The 12,027-nt window shown below is 65.5% G+C and carries 12 protein-coding genes; 5 read left to right on the top strand and 7 right to left on the bottom strand.

Features of this window, described 5'->3' with window-relative positions:
• Nucleotides 1-166: 166 nt before the first annotated feature.
• Genes aroE through NH14_RS18940 form a run of 5 tightly spaced genes read right to left on the bottom strand, consistent with a single transcriptional unit; the run spans nt 167 to nt 4,021 of the window.
• Nucleotides 167-1,003, bottom strand: coding sequence for a shikimate dehydrogenase (gene aroE / locus NH14_RS18960; protein WP_035524371.1), 837 nt, complete (start codon nt 1,001-1,003; stop codon nt 167-169).
• Nucleotides 1,004-1,009: 6 nt separating this feature from the next.
• Nucleotides 1,010-2,221, bottom strand: coding sequence for a CaiB/BaiF CoA transferase family protein (locus NH14_RS18955; protein WP_035524369.1), 1,212 nt, complete (start codon nt 2,219-2,221; stop codon nt 1,010-1,012).
• On the bottom strand, nt 2,221-2,679 hold the full coding sequence (locus NH14_RS18950) for a MaoC family dehydratase (protein ID WP_035524367.1): 459 nt from the start codon (nt 2,677-2,679) through the stop codon (nt 2,221-2,223). The genes NH14_RS18955 and NH14_RS18950 overlap by 1 nt, the downstream gene beginning before the upstream one ends.
• A 2-nt stretch (nt 2,680-2,681) precedes the next feature.
• Complete coding sequence (locus NH14_RS18945) at nt 2,682-3,074, bottom strand: VOC family protein (protein WP_035524364.1); 393 nt, start codon at nt 3,072-3,074, stop codon at nt 2,682-2,684.
• On the bottom strand, nt 3,071-4,021 hold the full coding sequence (locus NH14_RS18940; RefSeq protein WP_035524362.1) for a ketopantoate reductase family protein: 951 nt from the start codon (nt 4,019-4,021) through the stop codon (nt 3,071-3,073). Before NH14_RS18940 ends, NH14_RS18945 begins: the two co-directional genes overlap by 4 nt.
• Nucleotides 4,022-4,125: 104 nt before the next feature.
• On the opposite strand from NH14_RS18940, the gene NH14_RS18935 reads away from it, so the two are divergent.
• A complete protein-coding gene (locus NH14_RS18935; protein WP_035524966.1) occupies nt 4,126-5,031 on the top strand; it encodes a LysR family transcriptional regulator in 906 nt (301 codons plus the stop codon).
• A 99-nt stretch (nt 5,032-5,130) separates the two neighbouring features.
• Here the strand turns inward: NH14_RS18935 and NH14_RS18930 are convergent, their stop codons facing one another.
• The gene (locus tag NH14_RS18930) at nt 5,131-6,369 is read right to left on the bottom strand and encodes an alpha-hydroxy acid oxidase (protein ID WP_035524359.1); all 1,239 of its coding nucleotides are present in this window, start codon (nt 6,367-6,369) and stop codon (nt 5,131-5,133) included.
• 95 nt (nt 6,370-6,464) lie between these two features.
• Nucleotides 6,465-7,394, bottom strand: a complete 930-nt coding sequence (glaH, locus tag NH14_RS18925) for a glutarate dioxygenase GlaH (RefSeq protein WP_052147913.1) — start codon at nt 7,392-7,394, stop codon at nt 6,465-6,467.
• Between the two features lie 263 nt (nt 7,395-7,657).
• Between glaH and NH14_RS18920 the strand changes: the two genes are divergently transcribed.
• The 4 genes from NH14_RS18920 to NH14_RS18905 are packed head-to-tail and all read left to right on the top strand — an operon-like array spanning nt 7,658 to nt 12,019.
• Nucleotides 7,658-8,638 (top strand): LysR family transcriptional regulator, encoded by a 981-nt coding sequence (locus tag NH14_RS18920; RefSeq protein ID WP_035524357.1) that lies wholly within the window; start codon nt 7,658-7,660, stop codon nt 8,636-8,638.
• On the top strand, nt 8,635-10,122 hold the full coding sequence (locus NH14_RS18915) for a flavin-containing monooxygenase (protein WP_035524354.1): 1,488 nt from the start codon (nt 8,635-8,637) through the stop codon (nt 10,120-10,122). The genes NH14_RS18920 and NH14_RS18915 overlap by 4 nt, the downstream gene beginning before the upstream one ends.
• Entirely contained in the window at nt 10,119-11,093 is a 975-nt protein-coding gene (locus tag NH14_RS18910) for an ABC transporter permease (protein ID WP_035524352.1), read from the top strand. Before NH14_RS18915 ends, NH14_RS18910 begins: the two co-directional genes overlap by 4 nt.
• The gene (locus NH14_RS18905; RefSeq protein ID WP_035524350.1) at nt 11,090-12,019 is read left to right on the top strand and encodes an ABC transporter permease; all 930 of its coding nucleotides are present in this window, start codon (nt 11,090-11,092) and stop codon (nt 12,017-12,019) included. The genes NH14_RS18910 and NH14_RS18905 overlap by 4 nt, the downstream gene beginning before the upstream one ends.
• Nucleotides 12,020-12,027: the final 8 nt, after the last annotated feature.

Genomic DNA, 12,027 nt, shown 5'->3' with positions numbered 1-12,027 from the left:
CGAATGCTGGCTCGCCGCCTGGTGACGTTTCGTCGGATGCGCGTTCTCCGATTGAAACCATTTCAGACGAATGGCGCAAGTGAGTTTACTGCGCGGGCTCGCGCTTGCCGAACATGCTGCGATTGATGCCGTGAAGCATCACGACGTTCAGGTTTCCTTTGCACACCTAGTCGAGGGGAACGGTGAGTCGGTCGATCACGGCTGCCGTTTGCGGACGCACGCCGCGCCACCATGCAAACGCTTCGGCGGCCTGCTCGACCAGCATGCCCACGCCGTCGGCGACGCCATGCACGCCTGCATTGCGCGCGAGCCGCATGAACGGTGTGAGCCGCTTGCCGTACGCCAACTCATACGCGGTGCCATCGGGACTGAACACGCTCGGCGGGACGGGCGGCAACTCACCCGTCAGGCTCGCGGAAGTCGCGTTGACCACGAGATCGAAACGGCCCATCGCAGGCAGATCACCATAGCCGCGAGCACGCAACGCGGCGCCACGCGACCCGACCTGGCCCGCCAATGCCTCGCCTTTGGACACGTCGCGGTTGGCGATGACCAGTTCGGCGGGACCTGCGTCTAGAAACGGCAGCAACGCGCCACGCGCCGCGCCGCCGGCGCCGAGCATCAACACACGTTTGCCAGCGAGCGGTACGCCGAGATTGACCTCGATATCACGCAGCAGGCCAATACCGTCGAAATTCTCGGCGATGATCCGGCCATTCTCGAACTTGAGCGCATTGGCCGCGCCCGCCAACGCCGCGCGCTCACTGCGTTCGTCGGCAAGCGCAATGGCCTTCAGCTTGAACGGCGCGGTGACGTTCATGCCTTTGCCGCCCTCGTCGGCGAACTGGCGCACGACTCTCGCGAAGCCATCGCCGGAATCAAGAGGACCTTCTATCGCGACGTACTGCATCGCCTGTTGCTCCGCCTCGGCAAACAGGCCATGAATGAACGGAGATTTCGTGTGTCCGATCGGATTGCCGATCACTGCATACTGGTCAGTCATGGTGTCTCACTTCGAGTAGAGAACGCCTTCGCTTTGCATCGCGTCGATCTCGGCGCCGGAAAAGCCGAGCGATTGCGCGACCTCCGTGTTGTGCTGCCCCAGATCGGGCGCGACGTCGCGAATGGTCGTATCGCAATGAGAAAAGCGGAACGGCAGATTTGGCAAACGCAGCTTTCCGTAACGCAGATGATGCTGCTCGACCACCATGCCGCGCGCCTGGATCTGCGGATCGTCGAGCACCTCATCGATGCGCTGCACCTTCGCGCAAGGCACATCGATCCCATCCAGCAGTTCAAGCACCTGCGCGACGGGCCGCGCGGAGACCCACGGCTGCACAACGGACAGAATCGCCTGCCGATGCGTGTTGCGGCCCACGCTATCGTGAAAGCGCGCATCGCTGCCGAATCGGGCAGGCCCGCCATGCGCTTCGATCAGTGCGGCGAGGCGCTTCCATGCGTCGTCCACTTGCGCCGCGATCACGAGGTCGCCGTCAGCGGCGCGAAACACGCCATAGAGTGTCGAGGTCGGCATGTCGTGCCCTGTCTGCTCCGGCAGTACGCCTCGTAGCGTGTAGCACTGCACTGCGTACTCGTGCATCGAGACGAGCGTGTCGTACAGCGCCATGTCGATGTGCTGGCCGCGGCCGCTCTTCACGCGCCCGAGCAGCGCCGCGTTGATCGCCGCCACCGCGTGAATGCCCGTGTACATGTCGCCGAGCGAAATGCGCAGCAGCGGCGGCGGCTCGCCCGGCGTGCCCACCATCTGCATGATGCCGCTCTTCGCTTCCGCGATCAGGCCAAAGCCTGCACGATGAGCGTCGGGGCCCGTATGGCCATATGCCGAGATCGAGCAGTAGACGAGGCCCGGATTGCGCGCCGATAGCGCCTCATAGCCCAGCCCGAGTTTATCCAGTGCGCCGGGGCGGTAGTTCTCGACAAACACATCTGCCGAGTCGCACAGGCGGCGCATGAACTCCTTGCCACGCGCGTCTTTCATGTTGACGCTGACGCCGCGCTTGCCCATGTTCAGTTGCAGGAAATAGCCGCTTTGCTGGTCGTCGAGCACGGTGGCGTGCTGGCGTCCCGCGTCGCCGCTGCCCGGCCGCTCGACCTTGATGACTTCGGCGCCGAGCGCCGCAAGGCAGCGGCCCACATAGGGACCGGCAAGGAAGTGGCTATAGTCGACAACGCGTATGCCTTCGAGGGGACGTGCCTGCATCAAAACGCTCCCGGCCTGCGCGGCACCATCAGGCGATGCTCGCCGCGTTGAACTACCTGGTCATCCTGATTGATCAGCTCAGATGGAAGCACGACGATACCCCAACCCGGACGGCTGTTGCTGGGCCGCATGGCGCCGACGCGAAACTTCACGTGCAGCACATCGTTGACCTTGACAGGCAGCAGGAAATCCCACGTCCACCCGAGCGACATGCCGGGCAGGAAGCGATAGTCGCTCTGGGTCTTGAGGCCATCGGCAATCGAGAGCCCGAACAGCCCATGCGCTACGAGACAGCCAAAGTGGCTCGCGTTGGCATACGCCTCGTCCACGTGCACGGGCGTATGGTCGCCCGTGAGGTCGGCGTACGCGAGGATGCGTTCCTTGGTCACGGTGTAATTCGGACTTACGCACTCGTCGCCTTCGCGTGCATCGTCCCAGTACTTGTCGATGATCGTCATGCTCACGTCTCCGCGCGCGGGTTGATGCTCAGCGCCTGCGCGACACACGACGCGGGCCTGGCCTGAATCAGTTCGACGGCGAGGCCGTCGGGCAGGCGCAGCCAGTTGCGCCCTTGCGGCATTTCGCTAACGCCATAGGCTTGGGCCGCAGCCAATGCCGCCTCCAGGTCTTCACACATCACGCCAAGATGCGCGAGGCGCCCTTCGGGACCTTCGTGTTGCGGCGCATGAATGAACTGCAGGCCACCGAGCGTCCAGTACTGGCGCGGCGCGTCGACGCTGCCGTCGACTTCGCGCATGCTCATGCCGAGCACGTCTTCGAAAAATCGGATATGCCACCGGATATCCTTCACCCAGATCGCGACATGCTCCAGATAAGCCTTCGAGCCGCTCATGCCGTCGTCTCCTTGCGCTGCTCATCGGCCATCGCGCGTTCGATGCCCTTGATGCATGCCACCAGCGTCGCGTTGACGGGCGTCGGCACGCCGAGCCGTTGTCCCCAGCGCACCACCGAGCCGTTGATGAAATCGATCTCCGTGACCGAGCCTTTTTCGAGGCTTTGCAGCATCGAGGTCTTGAACGCGGGAGAGAGACCTTCGGCCGCGAGTGTCCAGGCCTGCTCGGGGTTCGTCATCGACAAGGTGATGCCGGCCGCCTGTGCTGCCGCCATTGCTTCTCCGATAGCCGCGAGCGCCGTTGCCTTCAACAAGGGCTCCTCATAAAGCTGACCGTAGGTGAGTCGGGTGATACCGGTGATCGCGCCCGTGGCGACGTTCACGAGCAGTTTGTCCCACATCGTGCCCATGATGTTGTCGCTGACCGTGGTCATCAGGCCGGCGGCGTTGAAGGCCTCGGCAATCGCCTGCACGCGCGGTGTGATCTGGCCATCTAGTTCACCGATATAGGTCGCCTTGCCAGTAACGCCCGACTGGATATGCCCCGGACCGCGCAACACGCCGCCGACATACGTCTTGCCAGCCAGCACGCGTTCGCGGCCCACGATATCGGCGAGCACGTCTTCGTGACCGAGTCCGTTTTGAAGCGACAGCACGAGTGTTTCGGGCCCGATCAGCGCGAGTGCGCCGCGCATCGCAGCGTCCGTGTGGAAGGACTTGACCAGCACGATCACCACGTCGGCCTCGCCGATTTCGCTCGCCTGCGTCGCGGCGCGCACCGCAATGCGCCGCGTGCCGTTTTCGTCGTCGACCCGCAGACCGTCGCGACGCATCGTGTCGACATGGGCGGGCGAACGGTCCAGCAGCCAGGTTTCGTGGCCGCCTTCCGTGAGGGTGGCGCCGATCGCGCAGCCTAGTGCGCCGGCGCCGAGAATCGCAATCTTCACTGAGCTTCTCCTTGACGTGTAGGCACACGATAGGCGTTGCCGCCTATATCGGCAATTCAATGACTACAATGGCGTCATTGCAATAGACAATAATGGCCGTCACCATGATGCCGCCCGATTTACCCGACCTGAAGCTGCTGCAACTCTTCGACCTGCTCTACGACACGCGCAGCGTCACGCGCGTCGCGGAGCAACTGGGGCAGAGCCAGCCCACCATCAGCATCTGGCTCGGGCGGCTGCGCGAGCATTTGCAGGACCCGCTTTTCATTCGCACGCCCGGCGGCATGGCGCCCACACCGCAGGCCGACGCGCTGATCGGGCCTTGCCGCGAAATTCTCGAGTCGCTCAGGCGCTTTGTCGCGTGGGAGATCGCGTTCGATCCAGCCACCGCGCAGCGGCGTTTTCGCATCTGCATGACCGATGCGAGCCATATCACGCTGCTGCCGCGCCTGCTCGCGCACGTGCGCGCACAGGCGCCCGGCATCCGGCTCGAAGCGGCGGGAATCGACGGCAACACGGAACGGGCGCTGGAATCGGGCGAAGCCGACCTCGCGATCGGCTATGTGCCGTGGCTTAGCGGTGGCATCTACCAGCAGCAGCTTTATCTACAGGACTGGGTGTGCCTGACGAACCGGCATCACCCGCGCGTTCGCGGGCGACTCGGTTTGAAGCAGTACCGTTCCGAGGGGCACGTCGCCATCGAATCGGGCACTGGTGCGCAACTGCTCGAACAGGCGCTGGCGCGCGAGCGGATCGAGCGCGACGTCGCGCTGCAACTGCCGGGTTTTCTGGGGCTCGGAACGATCGTCCAGACCACTGACCTGATCGCCACGCTTCCACGTCACATCGGGGAAACGCTCGCGCAGGCCAACGATCTGGCCGTTCATTCGTGCCCGGTTCCCGTGGATGGGTTTGCCGTGAGGCAACACTGGCATGCGCGGTATCACCAGGAGGCTGGGAATCGCTGGTTGCGCGGCGTGGTCGCTCAGTTGTTCGGCGTTTCACCGTGAGAATGAACCTAAGGCGCGCCGCGCGCAACGTCAGGGCGTACCGGGCGTTTGATATTCAGCTGCAGCCAGAATTTTTAATATGGCGCCCGCCGGCCACCCTCACGCAAGCACGTCACTCGTAACCTCCTCCACCGAACGCGCCCCAAGCATCGCCATGTTCCTGTCCACCTCGTCGCGCAGGAGCCCGATTGCATGCCGCACGCCCGCCTCGCCGCCCACCGCCGCCGCATACATGAACGGGCGCCCGACGAAGACGAACCGCGCGCCGAGCGCGAGCGCCTTCAGCACATCCGCGCCGCGCCGGACGCCGCTATCCATCATCACGACCAGATCGTCGCCGACGGCTTCGCAAATCTCCGGCAGCACCTGCAACGGCTCGACCGCGCCGTCGAGCTGGCGTCCGCCGTGGTTCGAGACGATGATGCCGTCCGCGCCGATGCTCGCCGCGCGCCGCGCATCGTCGGCATGCAGGATGCCCTTGATCACAAGGTTGCCGCTCCAGCGCGCGCGGATCCGTGCGATGTCCTCCCACGACAGATGATCGCGTCCTGTGGTGTCGCGAATCGCCGACGCGGACAGCATCGGCGCGCCGCGCGTCGCGAACGAGTTTTCGAAGTGAGGCATGCCGTGCTGGATCAAGGTCCGCAGGAACGTGCCGCAGAGCCAGCGGGGCCGTGTGAGGCCGTCCATCGCGAGACGCAGCGACGGGCGCAGCGGCATCGAAAAGCCAGTGCGGACATTGTTCTCGCGGTTCGCCCACACGGGAATGTCGACCGTGACGACGAGCGTCGCGAAGCCCGCGGCCTGGACCCGGTCGATCAGCGCATCGCGGCGCGCGGCGTCGCCAGGGAGATAGGCCTGAAACCAGGTGCCCGGAGCGGCGGCATGAACGGTCTCCATCGGGATCAGCGAGGTGCCGCTCATGATCGCGGGAATCTGCTCGCCCTGCGCCGCCTGAGCCAGCGCGACGTCGCCGCGATACGCGGAAATCGCGCTGATGCCAACCGGTGCAATCCCGAACGGCGACGCGTACGTGCGGCCGAAGATCGTGGTGGCCTGCGAGCGGCGCGCGACGTCCACCAGCACCTTCGGCCGGAATTTCAGGCGCTCGAATGCGCTGCGGTTCGCGGCGAGCGACAGCTCGTCCTCGGCGGCGCCGGAAATGTAGCCGTACAGCGGGCGCGGCAGGAAGCCCCGCGCCGCCGTCTCGAAGTCGGCCAGTGAAAGGATCTTGCGAAGCCGCGCCGGAACATCGTGCTTCACGCCGTATGCGGCCTGGCTTTTCTGCGGGGCAAGCGGGAGCGGCTGGACGTCCGCGGCGCCGAGGTGATCTTCCATCTGTCTCTCCACAATCTGCTTCTTCAAACACTTCAAAAGGCTCGACGCCCGATCCAGATTGCGCAGGCGCCCTGCCGGACCGGGCGAGTGCCGCATCATTGCGCGAACGTGCCCCGCTGACGCATCAGCTCGCGAAAGAGCGCCTCGTTCTTTTCGAACGGCGCGCGGCCGTGAACATAGAAGTAGTTGTTCAGGACAACCAGGTCCCCCTCCGGCAGCGCGACTTCCTTCGTGCCCCGCGAAGCTTCCATCGATGCCGAAAGGTCATGCAGATAAGCGGCCTCTTCGCGATTGGCCGGCTGCACGAACTGATCGATGAACGACAGCGACAAGCCGAATTCGCTCTGAAAAAACACGGGCCGCTCGACCCGCTCGCTCACGTTCTTGGAGCCAGGCGCTTTGTACAGGAACGGCCGGGTCGCGAACTTGTGGTTCACGAAGCGCTCGCACTCGTCCCAGTCGTCGAGGTGCAGGAAGCGCGACTCGCCGCCCACCGCGTTCTGCTCGGCGAATTTCATCATCAGCAGCCAGTCGGTGGCCTCGGTGACGAACGTGCCGTCGGTATGCATCGTGAACAGACGATAGGCCTGGCGCAGGTAGGAGTCGCTGTCGTCGGTATGCCTGACCACGAAGCGTGCGTAGTAGGTGCCCGACATGGAATCGTGGTTGCTCGGCCCGAGGATATGGCCGATTGCCGTACCGAACTTGACGTAGTCCGAACTATCCTGCGACAGCCCTTGAAGGCCGATGGTGAAGCCGCCGTGGTTGCGGTCCTTGACGAGGTCGACCAGAGTGCGCGCGAACGCATTGCCGAGGCGCTTGATCAGCAGGTCGGCCAGGTGGTAGCGCATGAACGGCACGTACTCGAGATTCTGGACATCGATCTCGCGGACATCTTCCAGGAACTGTTCGAGCGCATCGCGCCCGGCGCTCACGTGAACGATCCGGTGATGGTGCGGATGCGGCGACAGACGAAACGACGACGTGTGCGAAGTGGCAAGCGAGTCGGCAAGCATGAGTTCCATGGAGTTCTCCGTTGAGACGAATGACTCCATTTGAGCGCGCTTTTTTGATATCAACCAGCGGCTAAACAAGAATATTTATTCGTAACTCACGATTAAAAGCAGGCCGTTTTCTCGCGTAAACCCCTAGCTCACGAACCAAGGACATTCATTCGTTTGCACGTTGCGATATATCAACATGTGGATTTAGTATTTGTGTTTTGCATGCTCGAAGGTTAAGAATGCTTAAATCGCATGCAACGGGGTCTTCCCGCTATCACTGACTTATGGAACTTCGCCAGCTCGAAGCCTTCGCTGCCGTGATGACCACGGGCAGCATCACTGCGGCCGGCCGACTGCTCGGGCGGTCGCAGCCCGCCATCACGCGGCTGATCCAGGAACTGGAAGCAGAGATCGGCTATGCGCTGTTTGCGCGTAACGGCCCGCGTGTCTCGCCTACCGAGCAGGGTTTCCTGCTGTACGAAGACGTCGAGCGGATGCTCGCCGGCATGAAGCAGGTCCGCGACCGCGCGGGCGAGATCGCGCGCGGCGACGCACGGCCGCTGCATATCGCGGCCACCTCGGCGCTCGCGGCCGGTCTCCTGCCCGCGGCGCTCGCGCTGCCCGGTCCCGCGCACGACACGCCGAAGATCCAGCTGCGCAGCATGTCGCCCGAGCAGGTCGTTCACGAGGTGCTCACGGGCGCCGCCGAGATCGGCGTGACCAGCCTGCCGCTCGAACATCGCGGGCTGGTCGTGCATTGGATCGGCGAGTCCGCGTGCGTTGCCGTGCTGCGCCACGACGATCCGCTCGCCGCGCATGCGCGCCTGCCGCTGGCCGCGTGCGCGGGCCGGCGCATCGTCACGATGCAGAATCCGTACCGTCTGCGACGCCGGCTCGATCATGCGTTCGCGAGCGCAGGCATCGCGCCGGCCGCGCTGATCGAAACCAACTCGTCGCTCAATGCGCTGGCCGCCGTGCGCGCCGGGCTCGGCCTCTCGGTGCTCGAACCCGTGACCGCGTATGGGCTGCCGCTGCCCGACGTCGCCGTGCGCCCGATCGACACCGGAATTCCGTTCTTCTTCGGGGTCGTCACGCGCGACGCAAAAGTGCTGTCTGCTGTCGCGGCGGCGTTCGTCGAAGCGCTCGCCAGCGCCGCGCGTGCGCTGCTCCCCGATTTTGTCCAGCATGCGCCCAGCGAGCATGCCCAAGTCCTGCAGTCGCTCTACGGCGACCTGCCCGATCCGAAGGAAACCCCGTCACCATGAACCCGCCGACCGCTCGTCCCCCAGGCATCGCGGCGCTCGAAGCGCGCCTGCGCGAGGACCTCGCCTGGCTCGAACTGCCGGCCAGATCGTGGGTGCCGCCGCGCACGCACGAAGGCCGGCCCGTTGTCAGTGTCGCGATCATCGGCGGCGGCATGGCGGGGCTCGCCGCTGCGGCGTCGCTCACGCATCTCGGCGTCGATGCGGTGATCTTCGATCAATCGCCGCGAGGCTTCGAAGGCCCGTGGGCGACCACCGCGCGCATGGAGACGCTGCGCTCGCCCAAGCAGTTGACCGGCCCGGCGCTCGGCCTGCCCGCGCTCACGTTTCGCGCATGGTTCGAGGCGCAGTTCGGCCGCGACGCGTGGGCCGCGCTCGACAAGATCCCGCGTCTGCAATGGATGGACTACCTGCGCTGGTATCGCGAGGTGCTCGGGCTCGATGTGCGCAACGACCACCGTGTCACATCGATCGTGCCGCTTGACGATGGCGATGGCGTGGTCGCGCTGTCGATCTCGCATGCGGGCCGCGACGAGTTGGTGTACGCGCGCCACGTCGTGCTCGCGACTGGACGCGACGGCCTCGGCGGCCCGAGCGTGCCCGCTTTCGCGAAGGCGCTGCCCAAGCGCTTCTGGGCGCACTCGTCGGACGAGATGGATTACGGCACGCTGCGCGGCAAGCGCGTGGGCGTGATCGGCGCGGGCGCGTCGGCCATGGACAGCGCCGCCACGGCGCTCGAAGCCGGCGCTGCGTCGGTCGACCTGCTGATCCGCCGCGCGGACATTCCGCGCGTGAACAAGGGCAAGGGCGCGGGCAACCCGGGGCTCACGCACGGCCATGCCGCGCTGCCCGACGCGTGGAAATGGCGCATCCGCCATTACATCAACGCGCAGCAGGTGCCGCCGCCGCGCGGCAGCACGCTGCGCGTGTCGCGTCATGAGAACGCGCGCTTCAACCTCGGCTCGCCGATACTCGACGTGACCGTGGCCGGCGACGCGCTGCACGTTCGCACGCCTAACGGTCTGTTCGAGCTGGATTTCCTCGTGTTCGCGACCGGCTTCAGCATCGATCCGGCCAGCCGCCCCGAATTCGCGGCGTTTGCACGCCACATCCGCACCTGGAGCGACCGCTACACGCCGCCCGCCGGCGACGAAGACCGCGAGCTCGCCGATTCGCCCGACCTGGGCCAGGCGTTCGAATTCCTCGAAAAGACCCCGGGCGCGTGCCCCGGCCTTGATCGCATCCACTGCTTCTGCGCACCGGCGACGCTCTCGCATGGCGCGCTCTCCGGCGACATTCCTGCCGTGAGCGACGGCGCCAAGCGTCTGTCGCTCGCGCTCGCGGCCGTGCTCTATCGCGAAGACATCGATCTGCACTACGCGAATCTCGAAGCGTTCGAAGAACCCGAGGTGTTCGGCGACGAATGGACGCCGGCTGGCCCGCCCACCACATCCGCCGTTCAACCCGAGCCGGAGCCGCAGCGATGAGCGCATGGATCCTGCGCCGCATCTTGCAGGCGGTCGTCGTGCTGTGGCTGATGACGGTCGTCGTGTTCGTGGGCCTGCACGCGATCGGCAATCCTGTAGACATCCTGATCGGAGAGGACGTCGACCAGATCGACCGCGCGCGCATCATCGCGCGGCTCGGCCTCGATCAGCCGCTGTGGCGCCAGTACCTCGCCTTCGTGAACGGCGCGCTGCACGGCGACCTTGGCAACAGCTTCGTCTACAACGTGCCCGCGATCCGGCTGATTCTCGAACGGCTGCCCGCCACGCTCGAACTGGCGTGCGCGGCACTGCTGCTCGCAATCGCGATCGGCATTCCGCTCGGGCTCTTTGCAGGACTGAAGCCGAACCATCCGCTCGCGCGGCTATTGACGGCGGGCAGCATCGTCGGCTTCTCGCTGCCGACCTTCTGGGTCGGGCTGATGCTCATCATGACCTTCTCGGTTCATCTGGGCTGGCTGCCAGCCAGCGGCCGCGGCGCGACGGTGCCGGTGTTCGGCGTGGCGTGGTCGTTCCTCACGCTCGACGGGTTGCGCCATCTGATCCTGCCCGCGTTCAACCTCGCACTGTTCAATATCTCACTCGTGCTGCGCCTCACGCGCGCGGGCGTGGTCGAAGTGCTGCCGCAGGATTTCGTGCGCTTCGCGCGCGCCAAGGGACTCTCGCCGCTGCGCCTCGTACTCGTGCATGTGCTGCGCAATACGCTGATTCCGCTCGTCACCGTGCTGGGCATCGAGTTCGGCGCGACCATCGCGTTCTCGGTCGTCACCGAAAGCGTGTTTTCGTGGCCGGGCGCCGGCAAGCTGATTCTCGACAGCATCAACGCGCTCGACCGGCCTGTGATCGTTGCGTATCTGATTGTGGTCGTGTGCCTGTTCGTGACGCTAAACCTGATCGTGGATCTGCTGTACCGCTGGCTCGATCCGCGTGTTCGCCTGGAGGCTGCCGCATGAACGCGCCCGCTCCCCAATCTACGGTGCGTGCGCTCGCCGCCCCGGCGCGGCGCGAATCGCCGTGGCGCCAGGCCATGCGCGACTTCGCGCGTTCGAAAAGCGCGCTGATCGGCTTCGTGGTGCTTGTGGCGCTGATCGCCGCCGCGCTCGCCGCGCCGTGGATCACGCCGCAAAATCCCTACGACCTGATGCAGCTCGACGTGCTGGACGCGCGGCTGCCGCCGGGCTCCGCGAACGGCGCCGCCACCTTCACGTACTGGCTCGGCACCGACGGCCAGGGCCGCGACCTGCTCTCGGCCATCGTCTACGGGCTGCGCATCAGCCTGGGCGTAGGCGTGGGCTCGGCGCTCGCGGCCGGCATTATCGGCACGCTGCTCGGGCTCATTGCCGCGTATGCGGGCGGCAAGGTCGACGCGCTCCTGATGCGCATGGTCGATCTGCTGCTGTCGTTCCCGTCGATCTTCGTCGCGATGATGATCCTTGCCTACATCGGCAAGGGCATCGGCAACGTCGTGCTCACGCTGATCGTGCTCGAGTGGGCCTATTTCGCGCGCACTGCGCGCGGCCAGGCGCTCGTGGAGGCGCGCCGCGAATATGTGGAGGCCGCGCGCTGCCAGGCGATTCCGGGCTGGCGCATCGTGGTGGGCCACATCTTGCCGAACTGCCTGCCGCCGCTCGTCGTGGTGGGCTCGCTACAGGTCGCGCGCGCGATCACGCTGGAAGCGACGCTGTCGTTCCTCGGCCTCGGCGTGCCGGTGACCGAGCCGTCGCTCGGCCTGCTGATCGCGAACGGCTACCAGACCATGCTCTCCGGCCAGTACTGGATCAGCCTCTATCCGGGTCTCGCGCTGCTCGTGACCATCGTCGCGATCAATCTCGTTGGCGACCGCCTGCGCGACCTGTTCAACCCGCGGAGCCAGAAATGAACGTGCCG

Origin of the sequence: Paraburkholderia sacchari (assembly GCF_000785435.2) — a bacterium.
GTDB classification, from domain to species: domain Bacteria; phylum Pseudomonadota; class Gammaproteobacteria; order Burkholderiales; family Burkholderiaceae; genus Paraburkholderia; species Paraburkholderia sacchari.
Note: the sequence above shows the minus strand (reverse complement) of the source record. Positions and strands in the feature narration are given on the sequence as shown.

Bases quoted from the DNA above. Each gene is read 5' to 3' on its own strand.
- NH14_RS18915 (WP_035524354.1), top strand. From the start codon at position 8,635: ATGAACCCGCCGACCGCTCGTCCCCCAGGCATCGCGGCGCTCGAAGCG.
- NH14_RS18950 (WP_035524367.1), bottom strand. From the start codon at position 2,679: ATGACGATCATCGACAAGTACTGGGACGATGCACGCGAAGGCGACGAG.
- NH14_RS18920 (WP_035524357.1), top strand. From the start codon at position 7,658: ATGGAACTTCGCCAGCTCGAAGCCTTCGCTGCCGTGATGACCACGGGC.
- NH14_RS18905 (WP_035524350.1), top strand. From the start codon at position 11,090: ATGAACGCGCCCGCTCCCCAATCTACGGTGCGTGCGCTCGCCGCCCCG.
- glaH (WP_052147913.1), bottom strand. From the start codon at position 7,394: ATGGAACTCATGCTTGCCGACTCGCTTGCCACTTCGCACACGTCGTCG.
- NH14_RS18955 (WP_035524369.1), bottom strand. From the start codon at position 2,221: ATGCAGGCACGTCCCCTCGAAGGCATACGCGTTGTCGACTATAGCCAC.
- NH14_RS18935 (WP_035524966.1), top strand. From the start codon at position 4,126: ATGATGCCGCCCGATTTACCCGACCTGAAGCTGCTGCAACTCTTCGAC.
- NH14_RS18910 (WP_035524352.1), top strand. From the start codon at position 10,119: ATGAGCGCATGGATCCTGCGCCGCATCTTGCAGGCGGTCGTCGTGCTG.
- NH14_RS18930 (WP_035524359.1), bottom strand. From the start codon at position 6,369: ATGGAAGATCACCTCGGCGCCGCGGACGTCCAGCCGCTCCCGCTTGCC.
- aroE (WP_035524371.1), bottom strand. From the start codon at position 1,003: ATGACTGACCAGTATGCAGTGATCGGCAATCCGATCGGACACACGAAA.
- NH14_RS18945 (WP_035524364.1), bottom strand. From the start codon at position 3,074: ATGAGCGGCTCGAAGGCTTATCTGGAGCATGTCGCGATCTGGGTGAAG.